At 63.7% G+C, this 24,034-nt stretch carries 21 protein-coding genes; 4 read left to right on the top strand and 17 right to left on the bottom strand.

From position 1 onward, the window contains the following. Positions 1-67: 67 nt before the first annotated feature. From NKH30_RS10130 to trmFO, 3 genes are all read left to right on the top strand, one after another. A complete protein-coding gene (locus tag NKH30_RS10130; RefSeq protein ID WP_091596947.1) occupies positions 68-208 on the top strand; it encodes a DUF1127 domain-containing protein in 141 nt (46 codons plus the stop codon). 48 nt (positions 209-256) lie between these two features. Further along, positions 257-397: a DUF1127 domain-containing protein gene (locus NKH30_RS10135; RefSeq protein WP_023678914.1), complete on the top strand. Its 141-nt coding sequence runs from the start codon at positions 257-259 to the stop codon at positions 395-397. Between the two features lie 363 nt (positions 398-760). After that, positions 761-2,170 carry a methylenetetrahydrofolate--tRNA-(uracil(54)-C(5))-methyltransferase (FADH(2)-oxidizing) TrmFO gene (gene trmFO, locus NKH30_RS10140; protein WP_352614036.1) on the top strand — a complete coding sequence of 470 codons (1,410 nt, stop codon included), beginning with the start codon at positions 761-763 and terminating at the stop codon, positions 2,168-2,170. A gap of 26 nt (positions 2,171-2,196) precedes the next feature. On the opposite strand, the gene NKH30_RS10145 is transcribed toward trmFO, so the two are convergent. The 4 genes from NKH30_RS10145 to yajC are packed head-to-tail and all read right to left on the bottom strand — an operon-like array spanning position 2,197 to position 6,400. Continuing rightward, on the bottom strand, positions 2,197-3,024 hold the full coding sequence (locus NKH30_RS10145) for a phytoene/squalene synthase family protein (RefSeq protein ID WP_502911460.1): 828 nt from the start codon (positions 3,022-3,024) through the stop codon (positions 2,197-2,199). 25 nt (positions 3,025-3,049) lie between these two features. Next, entirely contained in the window at positions 3,050-3,439 is a 390-nt protein-coding gene (locus tag NKH30_RS10150) for an Mth938-like domain-containing protein (protein ID WP_352539746.1), read from the bottom strand. Between the two features lie 15 nt (positions 3,440-3,454). Further along, on the bottom strand, positions 3,455-6,007 hold the full coding sequence (secDF, locus tag NKH30_RS10155; RefSeq protein ID WP_352995147.1) for a protein translocase subunit SecDF: 2,553 nt from the start codon (positions 6,005-6,007) through the stop codon (positions 3,455-3,457). Between the two features lie 51 nt (positions 6,008-6,058). Beyond that, a complete protein-coding gene (gene yajC / locus NKH30_RS10160; protein ID WP_352451381.1) occupies positions 6,059-6,400 on the bottom strand; it encodes a preprotein translocase subunit YajC in 342 nt (113 codons plus the stop codon). Positions 6,401-6,693: 293 nt separating this feature from the next. On the opposite strand from yajC, the gene NKH30_RS10165 reads away from it, so the two are divergent. After that, entirely contained in the window at positions 6,694-7,569 is an 876-nt protein-coding gene (locus NKH30_RS10165; protein WP_352995149.1) for an ATP-binding protein, read from the top strand. 96 nt (positions 7,570-7,665) lie between these two features. Here NKH30_RS10165 and NKH30_RS10170 read toward each other — a convergent pair whose 3' ends face one another. The 13 genes from NKH30_RS10170 to NKH30_RS10230 all read right to left on the bottom strand — a co-directional run bounded on the left by NKH30_RS10170 (position 7,666) and on the right by NKH30_RS10230 (position 24,033). Beyond that, the gene (locus NKH30_RS10170) at positions 7,666-9,198 is read right to left on the bottom strand and encodes a peptidoglycan DD-metalloendopeptidase family protein (protein WP_352995152.1); all 1,533 of its coding nucleotides are present in this window, start codon (positions 9,196-9,198) and stop codon (positions 7,666-7,668) included. A 189-nt stretch (positions 9,199-9,387) separates the two neighbouring features. Then, on the bottom strand, positions 9,388-10,053 hold the full coding sequence (locus NKH30_RS10175) for a protein-L-isoaspartate(D-aspartate) O-methyltransferase (RefSeq protein WP_352500868.1): 666 nt from the start codon (positions 10,051-10,053) through the stop codon (positions 9,388-9,390). Continuing rightward, positions 10,050-10,808 (bottom strand): 5'/3'-nucleotidase SurE, encoded by a 759-nt coding sequence (gene surE, locus NKH30_RS10180; protein ID WP_352995155.1) that lies wholly within the window; start codon positions 10,806-10,808, stop codon positions 10,050-10,052. Before surE ends, NKH30_RS10175 begins: the two co-directional genes overlap by 4 nt. Continuing rightward, positions 10,808-12,112: a serine--tRNA ligase gene (serS, locus tag NKH30_RS10185; RefSeq protein WP_352539742.1), complete on the bottom strand. Its 1,305-nt coding sequence runs from the start codon at positions 12,110-12,112 to the stop codon at positions 10,808-10,810. Before serS ends, surE begins: the two co-directional genes overlap by 1 nt. A gap of 294 nt (positions 12,113-12,406) precedes the next feature. Continuing rightward, positions 12,407-13,270, bottom strand: a complete 864-nt coding sequence (gene tatC, locus NKH30_RS10190) for a twin-arginine translocase subunit TatC (protein ID WP_023678927.1) — start codon at positions 13,268-13,270, stop codon at positions 12,407-12,409. After that, positions 13,267-13,932 (bottom strand): Sec-independent protein translocase protein TatB, encoded by a 666-nt coding sequence (gene tatB / locus NKH30_RS10195; RefSeq protein WP_352995158.1) that lies wholly within the window; start codon positions 13,930-13,932, stop codon positions 13,267-13,269. Before tatB ends, tatC begins: the two co-directional genes overlap by 4 nt. 28 nt (positions 13,933-13,960) lie before the next feature. Next, positions 13,961-14,182, bottom strand: a complete 222-nt coding sequence (locus NKH30_RS10200) for a twin-arginine translocase TatA/TatE family subunit (protein WP_352490594.1) — start codon at positions 14,180-14,182, stop codon at positions 13,961-13,963. A 178-nt stretch (positions 14,183-14,360) separates the two neighbouring features. Next, a complete protein-coding gene (gene scpB / locus NKH30_RS10205; RefSeq protein WP_352816829.1) occupies positions 14,361-15,140 on the bottom strand; it encodes an SMC-Scp complex subunit ScpB in 780 nt (259 codons plus the stop codon). After that, a complete protein-coding gene (locus tag NKH30_RS10210) occupies positions 15,137-15,937 on the bottom strand; it encodes a segregation and condensation protein A (protein WP_352995406.1) in 801 nt (266 codons plus the stop codon). Before NKH30_RS10210 ends, scpB begins: the two co-directional genes overlap by 4 nt. Before the next feature lie 58 nt (positions 15,938-15,995). Then, entirely contained in the window at positions 15,996-17,015 is a 1,020-nt protein-coding gene (gene nagZ, locus NKH30_RS10215; RefSeq protein ID WP_254818318.1) for a beta-N-acetylhexosaminidase, read from the bottom strand. Positions 17,016-17,131: 116 nt separating this feature from the next. Then, on the bottom strand, positions 17,132-20,896 hold the full coding sequence (locus tag NKH30_RS10220) for an SPOR domain-containing protein (RefSeq protein WP_352995161.1): 3,765 nt from the start codon (positions 20,894-20,896) through the stop codon (positions 17,132-17,134). A gap of 103 nt (positions 20,897-20,999) precedes the next feature. Beyond that, on the bottom strand, positions 21,000-22,757 hold the full coding sequence (gene argS, locus NKH30_RS10225) for an arginine--tRNA ligase (protein ID WP_352995164.1): 1,758 nt from the start codon (positions 22,755-22,757) through the stop codon (positions 21,000-21,002). Between the two features lie 61 nt (positions 22,758-22,818). Then, positions 22,819-24,033 (bottom strand): deoxyguanosinetriphosphate triphosphohydrolase, encoded by a 1,215-nt coding sequence (locus tag NKH30_RS10230; protein ID WP_352831522.1) that lies wholly within the window; start codon positions 24,031-24,033, stop codon positions 22,819-22,821. Position 24,034: the final 1 nt, after the last annotated feature.

The raw sequence follows: 24,034 nt of genomic DNA on the forward strand, positions 1-24,034 counted from the left end.
ACCCCACCTATTTTCACGGTGCACACAAAGACGGAATGATCCGAAAGAAAGACGAAACGAGACTACCATGAACCTGATCCGCAACTATCGCAACTGGCGCCGCTATAGGGACACCGTGTCCGAGCTGAGCCGCCTGAGCACCCGTGAACTGACCGATCTCGGCATCAGCCGCAGCGACATTCACTACGTCGCCCGCAAGGCGGTCTAATCCTTCGGGCCGCAAATGGCCCGAACCAGTTTTGAAAAGAGAACGACAATGAACCTGATCCGCAACTATCGTAACTGGCGCGTCTACCGCGAGACGGTTACCGAGCTGGGTCGCCTGTCGAACCGCCAGCTCAACGATCTCGGCATCGTCCGCGACGAGATCAAGATGGTCGCTCGCAGGGCGATCTAACAACAAGAATTTCGCCAGGGTCGACCTCCTCCCCGACTCTGACGGATACGGTCAGCCTTCACCTCCTCCCGAGGGTTGACCACAAAAACGGCGCCCGCCGGACCTCCTCCCCCGGCGGGCGCTGTTTCTAAAAAGGGTTTCGCGCCCTTTCAAATGGCGAAAGGAATTTCGTCAAAGCCGACCTCCTCCCCGGCGATGACGAATACGGTCGATCTTCACCTCCTCCCGAGGATCGACCAACAAAACGACACCCGCCGGACCTCCTCCCCCGGCGGGTGTCGTTGTTTTGGGGCGGCTTCCCCCGTCAGCCATTCTCCCGAGTGGCAATTGCAATCCCCGCGCCAAGCGACTATTTCGGCGCTCATGGACAAGAACCCCATTCACGTTATCGGCGGCGGTCTCGCCGGCTCCGAAGCCGCCTGGCAGGCGGCCGAAGCCGGCGTTCCAGTTGTCCTGCATGAAATGCGTCCCGTCCGCGGTACCGACGCGCACAAGACCGACGGGCTGGCCGAACTCGTCTGTTCCAACTCCTTCCGCTCCGACGATGCGCAAACCAATGCCGTCGGCCTGCTGCACGCCGAAATGCGGCTGGCCGGTTCGCTGATCATGAGCGCCGGCGACGCGCATCAGGTGCCGGCCGGCGGAGCGCTGGCCGTCGACCGCGACGGATTTTCCGAAGCGGTCACCAGAAAGCTCGAAGCGCACCCGCTCATCACCATTCGGCGCGAGGAAGTGCCCGGCCTGCCGTCGGCGGAGTGGGACCAGGCTATCGTTGCCACCGGCCCGCTGACGGCGCCTTCGCTCGCCCAATCGATCGCCGAAGTGACCGGCGCCGACGCGCTCGCCTTCTTCGATGCCATCGCGCCGATCGTCCATTTCGACACGATCGACATGGATATCTGCTGGTTCCAGTCGCGCTACGACAAGGTCGGTCCCGGCGGCACCGGCAAGGATTACATCAACTGCCCGATGGACAAGGAGCAGTACCTTGCCTTCGTGCAGGCGCTGGTCGACGGCCAGAAGACCGAATTCAAGCAATGGGAAGGCACGCCCTATTTCGACGGCTGCCTGCCGATTGAGGTGATGGCCGAGCGCGGCGTCGAGACGTTGCGCTACGGGCCGATGAAGCCGATGGGACTGACCAATGCGCATAATCCGTCTGTAAAGGCGTATGCCGTCGTCCAGCTCCGGCAGGACAACGCGCTGGGTACGCTCTACAACATGGTCGGCTTCCAGACCAAGCTGAAGCACGCCGAGCAGGTGCGCATATTCCGCACCATCCCCGGGCTGGAACACGCCGAGTTCGCCCGCCTAGGCGGCCTGCACCGCAACACCTACATCAATTCGCCGACGCTGCTCGACGCGTCGCTGCAGTTGAAGTCGCGGCCCGGCCTGCGCTTTGCCGGCCAGATCACTGGCTGCGAGGGCTACGTCGAGAGCGCCGCCATCGGCCTGCTCGCCGGGCGCTTTGCAGCCGCCGAAAGGCTTGGCCATGCGCCGTCGCTGCCGCCCTTGACCACCGCCTTCGGCGCCTTGCTCAACCACATCACCGGCGGCCATATCGTTTCAGACGATGAGCCGGGAAAGCGCTCCTTCCAGCCGATGAACGTCAATTTCGGCCTGTTCCCGCCGGTGGACGCGCCGAAGATCGAAGGCAAGCGGCTGCGTGGCAAGGACAAGACGGTCGCCAAGCGGCACGCGGTAACGTCGCGCGCGCTCGCCGCCTGCCGCGAATGGCTGGGGCTGCCTTCCCAGGCGGAAGCTGCGGAATAACGGTCGGGTTGGCTACGCGGCAGCCTTCATGCGACCGGCCAGCCCCGCGTCGCGCGCCGGAACAAGAGCCAATGCCGGCGCAGGACAGAGAGCCGCGCCACCTCCTTGACAGGCGAGCGGCGGGCGCGCTCCATTTTGTCGAGATAGGCGCCCGAAAGAGCCAGCGGCAGAAACGCCGGGCGCAGCGAAACGGGTAGAGCGGACGCCCCCTGCTCGAAGGCGGAAAGATGTTCCCGTGCCAGCGCGATTGTCGCGGCAGCGGCGCGTTCCGCGCCCGGCCCGCCGTCACCTGTAACGAATTCTTCCGGCGAGGATCCCGCCGCCGCCAAAATATCGGCCGGCACAAAGCACTGTCCCCGCTCGCGATGTAGCGGCAGCAGAAGCAGCAGACCGGTCATCGCCTGCGCACAACCTGCCCTGCCGGCAAGTTCGGCAAAGCGCGGTGCTGCGACCGGATCGAGCACCATCGCCGCAAGCTGGATAAGTGCTGCGGCAGTCTCGCCGCAATAGCCTTCGAGGTCGCTGCGCGACGGCATCGGGTCGTCATAGAGATCGAAGATGCGCGCTTCGAGCATGTTCTCGAAAGCGGCCTTGGGCAGATGGTGGGCGGAAATAGTCGCCTTCAGCGCGTCCGCCACGGGATGGCCGACCTCAGCCCCATCCTCTTCGGCTGCGATAACGTCTCGCCACCATTGCAGCCGCACCTCGCCCGGCAGCGCCTCGTGGATGCGGTCGCGTATGCCGGCAATTTCGGCGTTGAAGGCATAGAGCGAAAACAGCGGGTCCCGCTTGTCTTCGGGCGCGTAGAGCGCGGTCAGGTAGCGGTCATGATCAGCGGCGCGCACCGTCTCCATGACGAGTTTGGTGTTTTCGGCCACGTCAGTCGACGGCGATGAGTGCTGCGGCCACCGCGCGGTCTTCAGCCAGCAGCACATTGTAGGTCCGCACAGCCGCCCCGGTCGACATCGGATCGGCGGAAATGCCGGCATCCTTCAGCGCGGCACGCAGCGCGGCCGGCAACGGCCTCAGATCCTTGCCGCTGCCGACCAGCAGGATCTCGACCTTGTCTGCCTCGTTGAACAGCTTGGCGAAATCCGCTGCCGTGAGCGCCAGCGGATCGGCCGGCTCCCAGCCATAGATGCCCGAAGGCAGGCACAGCAGCGAGCCGCGATGCGACATGTCGGCAAAACGGAAGCCGCCGTTGCCGTAAGCCTCGATCGGTGCGCGGCCGGGGAAATGCGCCTCGCGGATGACGATGCCCTTGACCACTTTTGAGGCAAGCCGTCAGGTGGCTATGGCTTTGCCGCCGCCCACCGGCTTTTCCTCGTCCGACGCTGTGGCCTGCGGTCGCAGCTTGAACAGGATAAGCAGTGGCGCGGCGATAAAGATCGACGAATAGGTGCCGAACACGACGCCGAACAGCATGGCCATGGTGAACGAGCGGATCACCTCGCCGCCGAACAGCACCAGCGCCAGCAGCGCCAGGATCGTCGTCACCGAGGTCAGCGTCGTCCTCGACAGCGTCTCGTTGATGGCGTTGTTCAGCAATTGCGGCAGCGGCATTCGCTTGTATTTTCGCAGATCCTCGCGAACACGGTCATAGACGACAATCGTGTCGTTGAGCGAATAACCGATGATGGTAAGGATCGCCGCCAGCGACGACTGGTTGAATTCGAGGCCGGTGAGGACGAAGAAGCCGATCGTCATGACCACGTCGTGAACGGTCGCAACAATGGCGCCGACCGCGAACTGCCATTCGAAGCGGAACCAGACATAGATCAGAATGCCGAGCAGCGCGACCAGCATGGCAATGGTGCCTTGCTTGGCAAGCTCGCCCGAGACCGTCGGCCCGACCACTTCGACGCGGCGGAAATCATACTGGTCCTGCAGCTCGCCGCGCACCTTGTCGATGACGGTCTGCTCGGCGTTCTCGCCACCCTCCTGGGTACCCACGCGGATCAGCACGTCGTTCGGCTCGCCGAACTGCTGAACCTGCACCTCGCCGACATTGAGTTCCGTCAGCCTGCCGCGGATGTCGGCCAGATCGGCATTGCCGGCCTTGGACTGCACCTCGATCAGTGAGCCGCCCTTGAAATCGATGCCGTAATTGATGTCGATGGTCATGAAGCCGATGACCGACAGCACCGAAAGCACGCTCGACAGTGTGAACGTCCAGCGGCGGATGCCCATGAACGGAATTTTCGTTCCCGGGGGAATGAAGGTCACCGGCGCCCGTGGCAACTCCTTCGGACGGGCCCGGCGAAGCCAGATCGACACCAGCAGGCGGGTGAAGGTGAAGGCGGTGAAGACCGTGGTCAGGATGCCGATGGCATAGGTGACGGCAAAACCCTTCACCGGCCCGGTGCCGAGGTAGAACAGCACCACGGTGGCAATCAGCGAAGTGACGTTGGAATCGACGATGGTCGCCAGCGCCTTGCTGAAGCCGGTATCGATCGCCTGGATCACCGAGCGGCCGGCACGTCGCTCCTCGCGAATACGCTCATAGATCAGCACGTTCGAATCGACCGCCATGCCGATGGTCAGCACGATACCGGCGATACCCGGCAAGGTCAGCGTCGCGCCAAGCAGCGACAGCAGCCCGACGATCATCGCGACATGCACCGCCAGCGCGATGTTGGCGAGGAAGCCGAGGAAACCGTAGGCGACGAACATGAACGCCACGACCAGGATCGAGCCGATGATGCCGGCGACCTTGCCGGCATGGATGGAGTCCTGGCCGAGGCCAGGGCCAACCGTGCGCTCCTCGATCACGGTGAGCGTCGCCGGCAAGGCGCCGGCGCGCAGCAGCACGGCGAGATCGTTGGCGCTCTCGGCAGTGAAATTCCCCGATATCTGGCCGGAACCGCCAGGGATCGGTTCGTTGATCCGCGGCGCCGAAATCACCTGATTGTCGAGGATGATGGCAAACAGCTTGCCGACATTCTGCGCTGTCGCCTGGCCGAACCGCTGCGCCCCCTTGGAATCGAAGCGGAACGAAACCACCGGCTCATTGGTCTGCGAGTTGAACGTCGCCTGGGCATCGACGAGGTTTTCACCCGAAACGATGACGCGGTTCTCGATCAGATACGGAACCGGCGGATCGTCCTGCGAATACAGCACCGAGGATCCCGGCGGCGGACGGCCGTTCAGCGCATCCTGCACCGGCATCGATTGGTCGACCATCTGGAAGGTCAGCTTGGCGGTCTGGCCGAGAATTTCCTTCAGCCGTTGCGGGTCCTGCAAACCGGGCACCTGCACAAGGATGCGGTCGTCGCCTTGCCGCTGCACGATCGGCTCGGTCGTTCCCAGTTCGTTGACACGACGGCTGACAACCTCGATCGACTGGGTCAGCGCCGTCGACGTACGGTATTTGATGCCGGCATCGGTGACGGTGAATTTAAGCAGGCCGGCCTCGGAATCATCCAGGGTCATCTCCTGGATGGACCCGCCGCTGAACAGGCCGGCCGCCACCGGATTGGTCAACGGCTTCAGTGCGTTCTTGGCGGCGTCGATCTGTGCGGGATCGGTGATGCGGACCTGCACCGTGCGCCCCGACCCGGCAAGGCCGGTATAGCCGATCTTGGCATCGCGCAGCAGCGTCCTGATTTCGTCGCGCGTCGTCTCCAGCCGATCCTTGATCAGATCGTTCGGATCCATCCTGAGCAGGATGTGCGAGCCGCCCTGCAGGTCGAGGCCGAGCGTCATCTGCCGCTTCGGCACCCAACTGGGCAGTTGAGCCAACGTGCTTGCCGAGAAAAGATTGGGCGCAGCGAGGACCACTGTGGCGGCCACGGCCAGCCAGATCAGGATCATCTTGAAGCGCGAAAAATAAAGCATATGGCGTCGTCCGTCCGGGCGTACTGGCGGATCGTTCCGCCGACAATTCGGTTATTTCTTGGCGTTCTGGTTCGCCACCGGCTCGCCCTTGACGCGCACGTCGGCGATCGTCGAGCGCAGCGCCGTCACCTTGGTGCCGCCGCCAAGGTCGATCTCCAGCTCGTTATCGTCGATCACCTTGGTCACCTTGCCGACCAAGCCGCCGCCGGTGACAACGGTATCGCCGCGACGAACCGCCGCCAGCATCTCGCCGCGCTTCTTTAGCTGCGTGCGCTGCGGCCGGATGATCAGAAAATACATGATCACGAAAATCAGAGCAAACGGCACGATCTGGATAAACATTGCGGACGAGTCCCCGCCGATGCCTTGGGCGTATGCCGGTGTCACGAACATCGAGGTACTCCTGAATTTTAAAAACAGCCGCCTTAACCGTTCTGGGAATTTGACGGCCCCGCCAAATTTGGCCGGAATATAGTCGGTAACGTTGCCAATGCAACTGCGCCGCCGGGCAAATCGGCTGCTTTTCCGGCCTGGTGAGCCGTGTTAGAGGGTGATCCCGAAAAGCGACGCTCGGTTTCCGCAAAAGATCATGCCCGAACAAATGCTTGGGACGAGTTTCGAAACCGCTGAAATCAGGTAGGTTGGCCTGCCGCACCATCCCGAAAGCGAAACAAAAAAGACAAGAGATGACCGACAGCACCATCGATACCCTGAGCCAGAAGCTCGACCGCCTGATCGAGGCGGTCGCTCGCCTCGCCCCGCCGCCGGTGCCGCAAACCAACCTCGGCGAGGCCGATTGCTTCGTCTGGCAGGCCGATCCCGGCTATCTGGAGCCGGTGCTCAAGGTCAACCGCGTCGACATCGGCCTGATCCGCGGGGTCGATCGCGTCCGCGACATATTGGTCGACAACACCGAGCGCTTTGCCTCAGGCTATGCTGCCAACAACGTGCTGTTGTGGGGCGCGCGCGGCATGGGCAAATCGTCGCTGGTCAAGGCGGTGCACGCCGCGGTCAACGCTTCGGCCAACCTCGATCTGCCGCTCAAGCTTATCGAGATCCATCGCGAAGACATCGACACGCTGCCGAAGCTGATGGGCCTGCTGAAGGCAGCACCCTTCCGCTTCATCCTGTTCTGCGACGACCTGTCATTCGACCATGACGACACGTCCTATAAATCGCTGAAGGCAGCGCTTGAAGGCGGCGTCGAGGGCCGCCCGGCCAACGTCATCTTCTACGCCACCTCGAACCGGCGGCATCTGTTGCCGCGCGACATGATCGATAATGAGCGCTCGACGGCGATCAATCCGTCCGAAGCGGTCGAGGAAAAGGTTTCGCTGTCGGACCGTTTCGGCCTGTGGCTTGGCTTCCACAAATGTTCGCAGGACGAATATCTCGACATGATCGACGGCTATGTCCGCCATCACGATCTCGCCATCGATCCCGAGACGCTGCGCGCCGAGGCGCTGGAATGGGCGACGACGCGGGGCAGCCGTTCGGGCCGCGTCGCCTGGCAGTTCACCCAGGATCTGGCAGGCCGGCTCGGCAAATCGCTGAAGGATTAGCCGCTCAACGACTAACAGCAGAAGAAGCCCGCACCTTGCGGAGCGGACTTCCTCGGCGGGCTGAAGGTCAGGTGGCCCGCAAATCGCTTTCGTCATCTATTCGAGATAGGTCGAAGGATCGACCGGCGCCGAGTTCTTGCGCACTTCGAAGTGCAGTTTCGGCGAGTCGGTGGTGCCGCTCATGCCGGACAGGGCGATTTCCTGGCCGCGCTTGACCTTCTGGCCGCGCTGCACCTCGATCGAACTGGTGTGGCCGTAGACGGTGACCAGACCGTTTTCGTGCCGTACCAGCACCGTGTTGCCGAATTCCTTGAGGCCGTCACCGGCATAGATGACGACGCCGTTTTCAGCTGCCTTGACCGGCGTCCCCTCGGGCACGGCAATGTCGACGCCGTCCTTGCCGCCGCCGAAGCTTGAGATCACGCGGCCGCGCACCGGCCAGCGCATCTTGCCGATGCCCGTTGCGTCCGGCGCCACCGCATCGTCGTCCTCGGCCTGCTGGATGACTTTCGCGTCCTTCCTTGGCGGCGTGTAGGAGGCGAGCGTCTGCGTCGGCGTGGCCTTGGCAGGCGGCTGGGTGGTGGCCGTCGTCACCGGATCGACCTTTGCCGGCTTCGCACCGGCGACAACAGCGGTTCCGCCTGCCGGCACTTTCAGGGTCTGGCCGATCTTGAGCAGTCCATCCTGCATGCCGTTCGCCTGCTTCAACGCGACGACGCCGACGCCGGTCTTTCTGGCGATGGCCGACAGCGTATCGCCTTGCTGAACCGTGTAGGTGCCGCCGGCACCGGCTGGCTTGGCCGTCGCCGAAGCCACTTTGGGCGCGGCCTTTCCATCCTTCGGCTGGCTCGCGGCAGCCGAGGCGTCCACCTGCGCGGCAGACTTGCCTTCCCTGAGCTTCGGTTGCTGCGGCAGCACGGCCACCTTCTCCGGCGCGTCGGCCGGCTGGTCGTGCCTGGTGCCGTTCGCGGGCTTGGCGTCGGCGACTTTCGGCGTGGCGCCGTTGCTCGAATACGCATAGGCCGGGATGACGAGCTTCTGGCCGGTCTTCAGCCCCTTGGTCGCGCTCAGCCCGTTGACTTTCATGATGGCATCGGCCGGCACGCCGTAGCGCCGAGACAGGCCGGAAATGGTCTCGCCGTCCTTGACGACGATCTCGGTTGCATGCGGTGCGCCGGCGGCCGTCGCCATGCGCGGCGCGTCGGGCTCGGCGTTCTTGAACGGCCTTGCCGCCGGAGCGACGGTGCCGGTTGCCGTCCTGTCGACACGAGGAGCGGCAGGCGCCATCGCCGGCGCGGCAGCGGTACGCACCGGGCGGGCGGCGGGTGCCAGGGCGGGAGCCGGCGGTGGCAACTGCTGCGCCGTAACCGGTTCGAGGCTTGAGCGGCTGACCGACTGGGTGTGGCTGCCGTCGACCGGCGCGGCCGCAACATCGCCCGGATAGGGCTGGGCAGCATCCTGCTTGTCGATGATGGCGCGCTGGTTGTTGGTCGAGGCGGTGAACACGTCATCGACGCTGTTGAACCGCGCCACCTGGGAACTACACCCCGTCGCAGCGCCTGCGATCATGAGGACGGCGCAGCCACGCGCCAGATTGCGTCCGTTTGCCTTCAAAACACTGAATTGCATCGCACTAACCCGCACAGACCCGGTACAACTGAGTGTGATTAAAGCGCGTTAATGTTACCGGTCGGTTAAACCTGTAGAATCAGACGCAAATTTTCTTAAAATATTCGAGGAAGGCTCTCAACTTCGTCGTTCTAGGATGACGAAACGACAGGCTTCGGCTGATCCCCAAGCGGCGCGATGTACCCGGAATCAGATCACCGCGGCGACACCGTGCAGGATCGGCTGCAGGCGCACCAGGCCGATATCCTCGCGTTCGAAGCGGCTGCCGACCTTGGTCAGCTTGGCCAGCACCTGCTCGCCTTCGTCGGGTCCGATCGGCGCGATGACGATGCCGCCGCTCGACAATTGGTCGAGCAGGAAGCGCGGTAGGCTGTCGAAGGCCGCCCAGGCGACGATGCGGTCGAACGGCGCTTCGTTGGCCAGCCCGTTGGAACCGTCCGCCTGGCGCACGATGACATTGCCGATGGCGAGCGCCTCGAGCCGCTGCCGGGCTTGTTCGGCCAGCGTCTTGTAACGGTCGATGGTGACGATCCGCGCGGCAAGCCGCGACATCACCGCCGCCGTGTAGCCGGACCCGGTGCCGATCTCGAGCACCCGGTTGCCCGGCTCGATGGCAAGTGCCGCGATCACCGCCGCCTGCAGGTCGGCGCCTTCGATGGCCTCGCCGCATTCGATCGGCAGCATACGGTCCGACCAGGCTATCGAGTGGAAATGCGGAGACAGAAAGCCGCGCCGCGGCGTCGCCTCGAAGGCGGCGATAAGCGCCTTCGGCACCGTCCCCCTGCCGCGCAGGCGAAGCAGGAAGGCAGCGAAACCTTCGCGCTCGTCGACCGTTGCAGCGTGGTTCAAGTTCATGCGAGCGCCTTGGCCAGTTGATCGCGGATTTCATGCGCGGTGAGATCGAGCTGCAGCGGCGTCACCGACACCAGCCGATTGCGCAAGGCATTGAGGTCGGTGCCTTGCTTGCCCTCGACTGGCTCGCGGCCGAAGCGCAGCCAGTAGTAAGGCAGGCCGCGCCCGTCGCGCCGCTCGTCGACCCACAGGCTGTGGACCAGCTTGCCCTGCGAAGTGACTACAGTTCCGGCGATCTCTTCCGGCGCACAGTTCGGAAAATTGACGTTGAGCAGCACGCCGTCCGGCAACGGCATGGCGACGAGCTTTTCGAGCAGGGCCGGCGCCAGCGCTTCGGTGGTCTCGTAGGGAACGACGCGGTCCTCGCCGACATAGGAATAGGCCTGGCTGATGGCGATCGATCGCGCGCCGAGCAGCGCGCCTTCCATGGCGCCGGCGACCGTGCCCGAATAGGTGACGTCGTCGGCGATGTTGGCGCCGGAATTGACGCCGGACAGGATCAGGTCAGGCGCTGCGGGCAGGATCTTCTTCACGCCCATGATGACACAGTCGGTCGGCGTTCCGCGCACCGCAAAGTGCTTTTCGCCGATTTTCCTGAGCCGCAGCGGCTCCGAGATCGACAGCGAATGCGCATAGCCGGACTGATCCTGTTCCGGTGCTACCACCCAGACGTCGTCCGACAGCGTGCGCGCGATGCGTTCGAGTGATGCAAGGCCCTCGGCATGGATGCCGTCGTCGTTGGTCAGAAGGATGCGCATTATTTCGATTCGATCTTTTCCAGACCGCCCATGTAAGGCCGAAGCGCTTCAGGAATGGTTACGCTGCCGTCCTCGTTCTGATAATTTTCGATGACGGCAATGAGCGCACGGCCGACGGCGGTGCCCGAACCGTTCAGCGTGTGGACGAAGCGGTTGCCCTTGCCGTCCTTGTCCTTGTAGCGGGCGTCCATGCGCCGCGCCTGGAAATCGCCGCATACCGAGCACGACGATATCTCGCGATAGGCATTCTGGCCGGGCAGCCAGACCTCGATGTCGTAGGTCTTGCGCGCGCCAAAGCCCATGTCGCCGGTGCACAGCGTCATGGTGCGGAACGGCAGGCCGAGCCGCTTCAGCACCTCCTCGGCGCATTCGGTCATGCGCTCATGCTCGGCAACCGAAGTCTCCTGGTCGGTGATCGACACCAGCTCGACCTTGTAGAACTGGTGCTGGCGCAGCATGCCGCGCGTGTCGCGCCCGGCCGAGCCCGCCTCGGAGCGGAAGCACGGCGTCAGCGCCGTATAGCGCAGCGGCAGTTGTTCGTGCGGCGTGATCTCGTCGCGAACGAGATTGGTGAGCGGCACTTCGGCGGTTGGGATTAGGCCAAGCCTGCCGTCCCCGTGCCGAACGAAGAACAAATCCTCCTCGAATTTCGGCAGTTGCCCGGTCCCGAAAAGCACCTCGTCGCGCACCATCAACGGCGGCTGGATCTCTACATAGCCGTGCTCGGTGGTGTGCAGATCCAGCATGAACTGGCCGAGCGCGCGTTCCATCCGCGCCAGGCCGCTTTTGAGCACGATGAAGCGCGAGCCGGAAAGCCGTGCTGCCCGCTCGAAATCCATCATGCCGAGCGCTTCGCCGATCTCGAAATGCTCCTTCACCCAATTCGGCCGCGTCGGCACCTCGCCGACGACGCGTTTGACGACGTTGTCGTGCTCGTCCTTGCCGACCGGCACATCGTCGAACGGCACGTTTGGCAGCACTGCCAACGCATCGTTCAGCGCCTTGTCGAGCTCGCGCTCGCGCGCCTCGCCATTCTGGATGAAGGCCTTGATCTCGCCGACCTCGGCCTTCAGCCTTTCGGCAAGAGCTGCATCGCCCGAGCGCATGGCATTGCCGATCTCCTTCGATGCGGCGTTGCGGCGTTCCTGCCTGGTCTGCAGCTCGGTCAGATGCTCGCGCCGCGCCTCATCCGCGGCGATCAGGTCGTCGACCGTGGACTGCGCATCCCCGGCCGACCACGAGCGCTTCTGGAGCGCTTCGACAAGGGCCCTCGGGTTGTCGCGAATCCATTTGATGTCAAGCATGGTCTGTTCGTCCTCGGCACGGCGGTTTCGGGGCAAGGAAATGCCCAAAACAAAGACCAGAGGGCGTAAACCGCATCGATACAAGACGTCAAGGCAGAGTTCCTTCGCGCCGACCTCAGGTAGGCAGCACGCGCAACGTTCGATCGAAAGAACCCTGGAAACAAAAACCCGCCTCGAGAGGCGGGTTTTTGGAGCCAATTGGCACCATACTTAAATTAGTAGCATTGCTGCCGGCACAAAGCAAGAACAAAGTTGCTATGGCCGGCAAAAAAATGCTGCCCGCTTCAACCGAACCTATGTCGAAGACGCGTCCGCCGGCTTTTCGGCCACCTCTTCGGTGGCGTCCTGCTTTTCGCGGGCCACACGGTCGCGCTCCTTGCTGCGTTCGATCAGCCGGGCCGACCAGATCGAGACCTCGTAGAGCAGGATCGTCGGAATGGCGAGGCCGATCTGGCTCATCGGGTCGGGCGGCGTCAGCACCGCCGCCACCACAAAGGCGATGACGATCGCCCATTTGCGCTTCTCGGCCAGGGCCGTTGACGACAGCATGCCGACCCGCGTCATCAGGCTTGTCACCACCGGCAGCTGGAACACCAGGCCGAAGGAGAAGATCAGCGTCATGATCAGGCTGAGGTATTCGGACACTTTCGGCAGCAGCGAAATCTGCACCTGGTCGTTGGTGCCGGTCTGCTGCATGGCGAGGAAGAACCACATCACCATCGGCGTGAAGAAGAAATAGACCAGCGATGCGCCCATCAGGAACAGGATCGGCGAGGCGATCAGGAACGGCAGGAAGGCGTTGCGCTCGTTTTTGTAGAGGCCGGGCGCGATGAATTTGTAGATCTGCGTGGCGATCAGCGGAAAGGCGATGACCATGCCGCCGAACATGGCGAGCTTGACCTGGGTAAAGAAGAACTCCTGTGGCGCCGTATAGATCAGCTCGACCTTGTGCGGGTCGAGCCCGGCCCATTGGGTCGCCCATCTGAACGGAATGACCAGAAGGTTGAACAGCCGCTTGGCGAAAAAGAAGCAGACCAGGAAGGCAACAAAAAAACCGCCGATCGACCAGATCAGCCGCCGGCGCAACTCGATCAGGTGCTCCATCAGCGGAGCCGACGATTTTTCTATCTCGTCCTTTTCCTTGTCCGAAACGCTCACTTGGCGGCTCCCGCCGTTTTCCTGGCGGCCGGCTTCTTCGCTGCTGACGACTGCGCTTTTTGCTCAGCTTTTGCGGCAGCCTTTGGCGCAGCAGTCTTTGCCGGCTTGGCCGGGACGGCGGCCGCGGCTTTCGCGGGCGCTGGCTTCTTCTTTGCCGCAGGTGCTTTTTTCGGCACGGCCGCTGCAGCCGTTTGCGCCTGCACTGCCGGCGCTACGACGGACTCGTCCGTCATCGCCGGAAAGATCGGCGTGGCCGGCGTCGGCTCCGGCGGGCTGACGCCCGGCATCGTCGTTGCGCCGTTCTTAAGCGGCTCGGCCGCCTGCTCCGTCGAAGCGGCGGCATCGACGGCCGGCTTGGGTTTCATCACTGCGTCGACGCCGGAACGGACGTCGGCGGCGGCCTGCTCGAATGGATTGAGCTGCTTCCTGATCTCGGCTGCCGGATTGAGGCTTCTCAGCGAATCGACCGACTTCTTGACGTCGTCGAGCTCGGCTTCCTTCAACGCGTCGTTGAACTGCCGCTGGAAATCGGACGCCATGGCGCGCAGCTTCGCCGTCGTGCGGCCGAAGGTGCGCAGCATGTTGGGCAAATCCTTGGGCCCGACGACCACGATCATGACGATCGCGATCACCAGCATCTCGGTCCAGCCGACTTCGAACATGGCTATACGTTCCGACTAAAGTTTGGGCTCAGCTTTTGCTGGCCTTTTCCTTCGGTACCGAAACGGTTTCGTCGGCACGGTGTTCAACGGTACGCTTGTCCTCGGCAGTCTCGTCGTCCGCCATGCCCTTCTTGAAGCTCTTGATGCCCTTGGCCATGTCGCCCATCAACTCGGGGATCTTGCCGCGGCCGAACACCAGCAGCACGATCACCAGAACGATCATCCAGTGCCAAATCGAAAATGAACCCATAGCAAATCTCTCTCGAACGGTTTCCCAGACGCTGATCTATGCGCTTTCGGGTTCGGATTCAAACAGAACTGCGACAGAGTTCATGAATGAGTCGCCGAAGTCACGCACTTTCGGCACGGTGGCCCGCTACCAATCGGCGCAGTTGCATCCTGCCTGTGGCTTTAAGATGGCGCTCGGCTCAATCTTCCGTGACGCGCGGCGTCAAAAGGCCGAGTTCTTCGAGGTCGATGTCGGTCAGCGGATCCTCGTCGTCGGTGAGCGCATCGGGGTCGGCCGGCGGCAGCGGCACCGAGAAATTCGACGGCATGCGGCCGGACAGCAGCCCGGCACCCTTCAATTCCTCCATGCCGGGGAGATCGCGTATCTCCTCCAGTGCGAAATGGTCGAGGAAAATGTCGGTCGTGCCGTAGGTGACGGGACGGCCCGGCGTGCGGCGCCGGCCGCGCATCCTCACCCATTCGGTCTCCATCAGCGTGTCGAGCGTCCCCTTTGACGTCTCGACGCCGCGGATGTCCTCGATCTCGGCGCGCGTTACCGGCTGGTGGTAGGCGATGATCGCCAGCACTTCGAGGGCAGCGCGGGACAGTTTGCGCTGCTGCACCGTGTCACGGCTCATCAGGAAGGCGAGGTCGCCGGCGGTGCGAAACGCCCAGGCATCGCCGACGCGCACCAGATTGACGCCGCGCCGCGCATAGATCTGCTGCAGTTCGGCCATTGCCGCGGCAATGTTGATGCCGTCGGGCAGTCGCGAAGTGAGCTGTTTTTCGCTGACCGGCTCGGCGCTGGCGAATACGATCGCCTCGGCCATCCGTACGGCCTCCGCCATATGCAGCCGCTCGCCAGGATTCCGCGACAAATTCTGCCCCTGATTTTGTGCCGGGTTTTCGGCGACCGCGCCTTGCTCGGCGTCGTCGTCGACGTTGAACGGAATGACCGAAGCGTTGGCGCGTTCGTTCATGGTGTTACCTCGACTATCTTGATGGCCTGGGCGCGGCCGCGCAGATAAAGCGGCGCGAACACCTGGTCCTGCCGCATTTCCATCTTGCCTTCGCGCACCAGTTCCAGCGTCGCCGCAAACGAGCTGGCAACCGCGGTGCGCCGCTCTTCCGGGCCGGCCAGATATTCGACCAGGAAGCTGTCGAGCGCCGTCCAGTCGCGCAGCGACCCGATCAGCCTGGTCAGCACGTCGCGCGCATCCTTGAGCGACCACACGCCGCGCCTGGCGATCGTCACATTGGTGATTGCCTGCTTCTGGCGCTGCTGGGCATAGGCGGTCAACAGGTCGTAGAGCGAGGCCGAATAGGCATTGCGCTTCTCGACGATGACCATTTCCGGCATGCCGCGTGGAAACACGTCGCGTCCGAGCCGGTTACGGTTGACCAGCCGTGCCGCCGCGTCGCGCATCGCCTCCAGGCGCTTCAGCCGGAACTGCAGCACCGCCGCCAGTTCCTCGCCGCTTTCGCCTTCGTCGCCGGGCTGCTTGGGGATCAGGAGCTTCGACTTGAGAAACGCCAGCCATGCCGCCATCACCAGGTAGTCGGCGGCAAGCTCCAGCCTCAGCGCCCTCACCTTCTCGACGAACGCCAGATACTGTTCGGCCAGCGCCAGGATCGAGATGCGCGACAGGTCGACCTTCTGATTGCGGGCAAGATGCAGCAGAAGATCGAGCGGACCTTCGAAACCGGCCACATCGACGACCAACGCCGGATCGCCGGTCAGCCGGGAATCGTCGTTCTCGGCCCACAAGCGGTCCATCGGTGCGGCCTTGCCGGCCTTCAGGTCCAATGTTTCCGCCACTTCGCTTCCTTTGATGCTAGGCCACCGCGTCGAAATAACTGGCAAATTCGGCCCGAATCTCGGTCTCGTCCGCCACGTCGCGGTTCCTGATATAGGTCAGCGCCCGCTCCGCGCGCTCAAACGACTTGCCTTCCAGCCCGGTCGTGCGCGACGCAATGCCGGCCATCTCCTCGAACACGCCGTTGCAGTGAAGGACCAGATCGCAGCCCGCCGCAAGGATCGCCGCCGCCTTTGACGGGAAATCCCCAGAAAGTGCCTTCATCGAGGTGTCGTCGCTCATCAACAGGCCGTCGAAGCCGATTTCGCCTCGGATGATCTTTTCGATGACCTTACCGGAAGTCGTGGCCGGGTTCTTCGGGTCGATCGCGCTATAGACGACATGCGCCGTCATCGCCATCGGCAAATGGTTGAGCTCCCTGAACGGGGCAAAATCATGCCGCTGCAAGTCGCCGATCGAGGCGTCGACGGTCGGCAGTTCGAAATGCGTATCGGCGAAGGCCCTTCCATGACCGGGAATATGCTTCATCACCGGCAGCACGCCGCCCGCCATCAGGCCTTCCGCCGCGGCGCGACCCAACTCGATGACGGCGCGCGGCTCCTTGCCATAGGCGCGCGCGCCGATGACGTCGCTGGCGCCCTCGATCGGCACGTCGAGCACCGGCAGGCAATCCGCCGTGATGCCGTAGCGCAGCAGGTCGAAGGCATGCAGCCGCGCCATCAGCCATGCGGCACGGGTGCCGGCGTCATGGTCGTCGCGCCACAAGGCGCCGAGTGCACCGGCAGCCGGATAGTTCGGCGCCAGCGGCGGCCGCAGGCGCTGCACACGGCCGCCCTCCTGGTCGATGAACACCGGCGCATCCGCACGCCCGACGCAGTCGCGCATGGCGGCGACCAGATCGCGGATCTGCTCGGTCTCGCCGATATTGCGCGCAAACAGGATGAAGCCCCACGGGCATTCGTTGCGATAGAAACGGATTTCGTCGCGGGTCAGTGATTTCCCGGCGCAGCCGAGGATCATGGATTTTGATTCGGTCATGCGGAACAGTTTAGAGCTTCGCGCCGACAAAGGGAATCGCCCCCAATTGCCTTCAGAGGTTTCCGTTGACGCAAAAAAGCCGGCGCGGACGCCGGCTTTTCGAGGGGTTTTGGTGGCTAGTGGGACACGAAGCAATTGCCGCCGGCCGCCTTGTAGCTGGTGCACAGTTTGATCGCCTCGTTGCGAGACTGCGCCGGAACGCGGACGCGGTAGAAGGTGCCCTTGCCGGCGATCTCGGCCTTGACGATGTTGGCGGTGCGGCCGGAAAGCACGCTGCCGTAGCGGCGCTGCAGATCCTGGTAAGTCGCCTGGGCGCTTTCGACTGTCGGCTGCGAAGCGATCTGTATCGACCACGAACCAGCCCCGGCCGCGGCCGGATCGATGGAAGCGACCTGATCGGGCTTGACCTCGCCGACCACGTCGACCGGCTGGTCGGACGGACGCTGCGGCGCCACCGGAACCGTGGCCGGGGTGCTGGCGGACTGCTTGCTGGCTGACGGCTTGGCTTCAGCCTTTGTGTCGGGCTTGGGCGCCGGCTGCAGCTTGGAGGTTTCGGCCTGATCGCCGCTCGCCTGATCGCCACTCGGCTGGTCGCCAATCTTCGGATCACTTGTGATTTGGTCGATCAGGGGCACGGTGCCGGTCTGCGCGGCGGCGTCGGCCTGGGCCGACGGAGCGACGTGCTGCGGCGCCGGATCGGCCGGCTCGGCAGCAGCCATCTGCGGGGCGGCAGGCGCCGGATCCTCGCGCGCCACCAGCGAACCGTCAGGTTTCACGACCATGGTCCGTACCTTGCGCGGCGCAACGGCGACGATCTCGGGGGTTGCACCCTTCTCGGCCTCCTGCAGAACCTGCGCGATGCGATCCTCGGACTTGGGCGCCGGTGCGGCGGCGGTTTCGGCAGCGCCAGCCGCACTGGCGCCAAGCGTGCTGGAGTCAGACGCGCTGGTGCCGGGCGCATTGGTGCCAGCCCCGTCGGTGTCGGACGCCGCGGTGCCGGGCGCGTCGATATCGTCCGCGGCATCGGGGTCATTGGGCGAAAGATCGACGACGCGGCTCTCCGGTTCGTTGGCCTTCAGGTCCACAGGCTCTTCGGTGTTGGTGACCAGCTTCTGCTGAACCGGCTCGGCGGGCTTGGTGCCCTTGACCACAGCGTCATAAACCTTGTTGTCCTGGTTCGGCACGACGGTGCCGCCTGGATTTTCCGGCTTGATCTTGATCGGCCTGTTGTCGGCCTTGACGATAACCGGCGCATCGCCGCCGCTCTTGCCGCCGAGGGTCAACGCAAAGGCGCCAAGGCCTCCGGCGATCGCCACGGCGCCGACCACCGCACCTATCAGCAGCCCGCGCCTGCGCGGCTGCCTTTCGGCCCCGCGTTCGGCAAGGCCCGGAACCGACATCTCCTCGTCCAGTTCGGGATCGTAGTCGAGCTCATCGAAGGTGAAATCGTCTGCCTGCGAAACAGGCTGGCCGCCGGGCAATGGGCCCAGATCGAAACCGTCCGCTGCATCGGCATAGGAAGCGGCCGTCGCGCTGACGGGGGCTTCCGCAGGCTTGGCGCCATAGGCACGCGTCTCGCTACGATCTTGCTTGTAGCCAGACACGAAGCCGGCATCGTATTCATCGTCATAGCCAGCACTGCGCACCGGGGCAGGCGCTATATCCGTTGCATTCATTTCGATGAGAAGGCTGGCAAAATCGGCATCGAGATCGTCGTAGGCGGGCGCCACCGGCTCGTCATCGTCGAAGTTGAGCTCCGGAATGTCGAGATCGTCCGCCAGCGCCACGACGCGCTCGGGCACGTCGACCGTCTCGACATCGGGCATCTCGTCATAGGCGGAAGGCTGTTGATGCGAGGTTGGTGCAGCTTCCGTGTAGGCGGGCCGATCTTCATAGGACGGCCTCTCTTCACGGGATGCCTGGCCTTCATAGGACGGCCTCTCTTCGACCGGTGCGGCCCGATAGGACGGCGTTGCAGCCGGCTGCGGCGGTGGTGCCGAACGCGCCGAAGCCATCGGCTGGCTTGCAAAAGCGGGCTGAGGCTGTGCGACCGGTGTCACGCGGCTCCACGAGCGGGCCGGCTCGGGCGGTGTGGCGCGTGTCGTCAGCCAGTTCAGCGCATCGAGCGGGTCTTCTTCGGCAGCAGCTGCCGCACTCTTGTCGGCCGAGTCATGATCCAGGCCGATATTCCTGGCGAAGTCGGCATCGAGCGCATCGCTGTCGAGATCATCCGCGGGTCCGGCAGCGGCTTCAACACCGAAATCCTCGCCTTCAAGCTCATCGAGGAGGACACTGCCAAGATCGGCGTCATCGACGGCACTGGACTGCTGCGGCTCAGCGGGCTCGTGCTCGTCGAGTTCCCAATCCAGCTCGTCGACAGCATGCACCGGTTCGTTGGCGACGTCTTTGACCGCCGCCATTGGCTGTTCAGCGGCCACTGCTGGCTTCTGAATTACCGGCGCGATAGGCTGCTGAACAGCCATCACGGGCTTCTGGGCAGTCTGCGGGCTTGTCTGAGGTTCGTTGACCACTTGTGCCGGCCGTGTGCTCATCGCACCGAGCAGCGCGTTCAGTTCGTCTTCCAGGCTGCGTTCCTCAGCCACTGGGGCCGTCGGGACGACAGCGGCCGGCGCCGCTGGTTCGGCCGCAACCTGCGCAACGGGCTCTTCAGCTTCCTCGGCAGGCGCATCGTCGAAGCCCAGATCGAAATCGTCGTCGAACGCCGCTTCAGCGGCCGCGCCGGAAAGCCGGGCGGCATCTGGCTCTTCGATCGACTGCTCTTCGATAAACTCTGGTTCTTCGATTTCGGCAGGCCCGTTCGAGCGAACGTCGAAGTCCATGTCGACATCGGCCATGGCATCATCGAAATGGCCGGCAAGATCCTCATCGGCCGAAACCGCCTCAACCGGCGATGCCGGGGCGGCGACGTTTTCCGCCGGCTCATGCTCGTCGAACATCAGCTCGTCTTCGAGCGAGCTTGCAACGGCATCGTCGAACTCGTCATCGAACGCAGGCGCGGCCGCTTGCGCGGCGGTTTCAACGGCGACGGTCTGCTCCATCGGCTCATGCTTGTCGAACATCAGCTCGTCTTCGAGCGAGCTTGCAACGGCATCGTCGAACTCGTTTTCGAACGCAGGCGCGGCCGCTTGCGCGGCGGTTTCAACGGCGACGGTCTGCTCCATCGGCTCATGCTCTTCGAGCATCATCTCGTCTTCGAGCGAACTTGCCACGGCATTGTCGAACTCATCGTCGAAGGCGGGCTCGTCGACCGGTTCGATCGCCTCGGCTGCGGCCTTGGGTTCATCCTCGCCGGTCACCGCGATCTTGGCCGTCACATCGTCGTCGTGCCGAAAATCCTGGTCGAGCGAGGCGGCAAGTTCGTCGTCACTCGAAAGGTCGTCCTCGAACGGCGACACGTCTTCGAGCGAGCCGGCGACGGCGTTATCGAACTCGTCGTCGAGCTCCGGCTCGACGGCGGGAGCGAACGCCCTTTCGTCGGCGGCAACAGGAGCGGCCGCAACAGGAGCAGCATCGTCCGCCTCATTGTCGTCGAACGCGAAATCCTGTTCGAACGAGGCAGCAAGCGCGTCCTCCATTTCGTCGGCGGCGGCCGGTTCGGGTGTCGACTCGCGAAGCTTGGCAGGGGAAGCATTGTCATTGGCGTCGGCGCCGAATTCGCCCATCAACTCCTTCTCGAGATCGATCTCGAAATCGCCCTCGTCCAGCGACGGTTCGGCGGCAGCGGTTTTCGGCTGTGCCGGCGTTTGCGGTTTGACCGGCTGGCGCGGGTCGAACCCCATGATCCTGGTCAGTTCCGCGAACGGATCATCGTTGGCGATGTCGTTGTGGTCGGCTGCTCTCAGCTGGGTTCTGTCTGCCATTATTGTTCCCGAACTCGCACTCATTCGGACGCCATGGACGTCGCGTAGGGTTGGCCCTTACCAGCGCAATGTGGGCAAAAGGTGACAGGTTTTTTACTCAAACCTAACGCATTTCGGTGGGCGCATTGGCTCCGATCAGCGTCAGGCCGGACATCAAAACGTCCGAAACAGCCTGCACCAGCCCTAGTCTGGCATGCGTCAATTGTCGGTCGTTAACCTTAACAAAACGTAAGTCGGGATTATCGGTGCCCCGGTTCCAGTGTCCGTGGAAGCTGGAAGCGAGTTCGTAAAGGTAAAATGCCAGCCGGTGGGGCTCGAGCGCGAGCGCCGCGGCTTCGATCAGCCGAGGATATTCGGCGAGCTTCCTGATCAGGCCGATCTCGCCCTCGTCGGTCAGCAAAGCCACTTCGGCGGCCAGCTGGTTGCGGTCGAACATGGCCTCGCCCAATTGCTCGCTCGCCTGCCGGAACACCGAATGGCAGCGCGCCGAGGCGTACTGCACGTAGAACACCGGATTGTCCTTCGACTGCTCGGTCACCTTGGCGAAATCGAAGTCGAGCGGCGCGTCGTTCTTGCGGTAGAGCATCATGAAGCGGATCGGGTCGCGGCCAACCTCCTCGACCACTTCGCGCAAGGTCACGAACTCGCCGGACCGCTTCGACATGCGCACCGGCTCGCCGGCGCGAAACAGCCTCACCAGCTGGCAAAGCAGCACAGTAAGCTTGACCTCGTCGCCGGCAATCGCCCGGGCAAGCGCTTCCAGCCGCTTCACGTAGCCGCCATGATCGGCGCCAAGCACATAGATCAGATCGACGAAGCCGCGATCGACCTTGTCCTTGAGGTAGGCGACATCGGCGGCGAAATAGGTGAAGGTGCCGTCCGATTTGACCAGCGCCCGGTCCATGTCATCGCCGACCGCGGTCGAACGGAACAGCGTCTGCTCGCGGTCCTCCCAGTCGTCCGGCTTCTCGCCCTTGGGCGGCGGCAGCTTGCCCTTGTAGATGTGGCCCTTCAGCGTCAGGTCGCTGATCGCCGAGCGTATCTTGCGGGCGTTGTTCGCATGCAGCGTCCGCTCGGAGAAGAAGACGTCGTGATGCACGTTGAGCAGCGCCAGATCCTCACGGATCATCGCCATCATCGCATCGATCGTCCTGTCCTTGACGATGGCAAGCGCCTCCTCGTCCGGCATCTGCAGCAGGGAGCGGCCGAATTCGCTGGCCAGCGCCTGACCAACGGGGATCAGATAGTCGCCTGGATAAAGCCCGGCCGGAATCTCGCCGATCTCATCGCCGAGCGCTTCGCGGTAGCGCAGCATGACGGAGCGTCCGAGCACGTCGATCTGCGAACCGGCATCGTTGATGACGTATTCCTTGGTCACGTCGTAACCGGCGAAGGCCATCAGATTGGCCAGCGCGTCGCCGACCACAGCACCCCGGCAATGGCCGACATGCATCGGGCCGGTCGGGTTGGCCGAGACATATTCGACATTGGTTTTCTTGCCGCCGCCGATAGTCGAGCGGCCGTAGTTGCGGCCTTCGCCGAGCAGCGCCGTCAGATGCGCCTGCCAGAAACCGTCCTTGAGCCTGAGATTGACGAAGCCCGGGCCGGCGATCTCGGCGGCCGCGATATCCTCGTCGGCGCGCAGCGCCTCGGCCAGCCTTTCGGCCAGCGCACGCGGGTTCTGGCCGGTCGGCTTGGCCAACACCATGGCTGCGTTGGTCGCGAGATCGCCATGGCTGGCATCGCGCGGCGGCTCGACGGCGATGCGCGACAGGTCCGGCGACACGCCATCCTTGTCTTTCAAATCAAGCGCTTCGACGGCCTTTATGATTCGCGCGTTGAAATCGGCGAAGATGTTCATTGCTGTGGCTCTGACGGTTTTGCAGGGATCCGGCGCGTTGGCCGGCAAAATCGCGCCCGCCCTAGCTCAAATCCGGCGTATGGTCAAACAAACGCCTGTGTTCCTTGAGCGCATAAGTGTCCGTCATGCCGGCCAGGAAATCGGCAACACTGCGCGCCTTGACGCGGTCCTCTGCCCGGTCGAGCCCTTCGCGCCAGCCATCCGGCATGGCGCGCGGATCGGCGAAATAGACGTCGAACAGGTCCCTGACGATCTGGTCGGCATCGGCGCGCACCCGCATGACCTCCGCATGCCGGTAGAGGTGCTTGTAGAGAAAGGCCTTCAGCTCCTTTTCCAATACGGCCGTCTCGGCGGAGAAGCTCACCATCGGCTCGCCGGCCGCCCTTACCGCTTCGGCGCTGTCAGGCTTGATGCGCGCCAGATTGGCCGTCGTCGAGACGATCACGTCCTCGACCATGATGGTGATCTGCCGGCGCATCAGCTCGTGGCCGGTGCGTACGTCATCGAGCGCCGGATAGCGCTGACGCACGCCCTTGAGGATCGACCCCGGCAGCGAGACGCCTTCCAGCATATCGAGCGTCAACAGCCCTGCCCTCAAGCCGTCATCGATGTCGTGGGTGTTGTAGGCGATGTCGTCGGCAATCGCCGCGCACTGCGCCTCGATACCAGCGAAGCGGTCGAGCTCGAGGTCGTGCAGTTCGGAATAGTCGCGGATAGCCTGCGGCACCGGCCCCTTCAGCCCTTTCCCCTTGGCATCGGTCAGCGGGCCATTGTGCTTGACCAGCCCCTCCAGCGTTTCCCAGGTGAGGTTCAGCCCATCGAACTCGGCATAGCGCCGCTCCAGCCGCGTCACCACACGCAGCGACTGTGCATTGTGGTCGAAGCCGCCCCAGGCGGCCATCTTGTCGTTCAGCGCGTCCTCGCCGGTATGGCCGAAGGGCGTGTGGCCGAAGTCGTGCACCAGGGCCACCGCCTCGGCCAGGTCCTCGTCGCCGCGCAGCGCCCGCGCCAGAGCGCGTGCGATTTGCGCCACCTCGATCGAATGCGTCAGCCTCGTGCGGTAATGGTCGCCTTCGTGTGCGACGAACACTTGCGTCTTGTGCTTCAGCCGGCGGAACGCCGTCGAATGGATGATGCGGTCGCGGTCGCGCTGGAACGGCGTGCGCGTCGGGCTTTCCACCTCGTCGAACAGCCGCCCGCGCGACTTCGCCGGGTCGCTGGCATAGGCCGCGCGCGGCCGATAGCCGAATCCGATGTCGCCCAACTCATTGGTCATA

The organism is Mesorhizobium sp. M1273 (assembly GCF_040318195.1).
GTDB lineage: Bacteria > Pseudomonadota > Alphaproteobacteria > Rhizobiales > Rhizobiaceae > Mesorhizobium.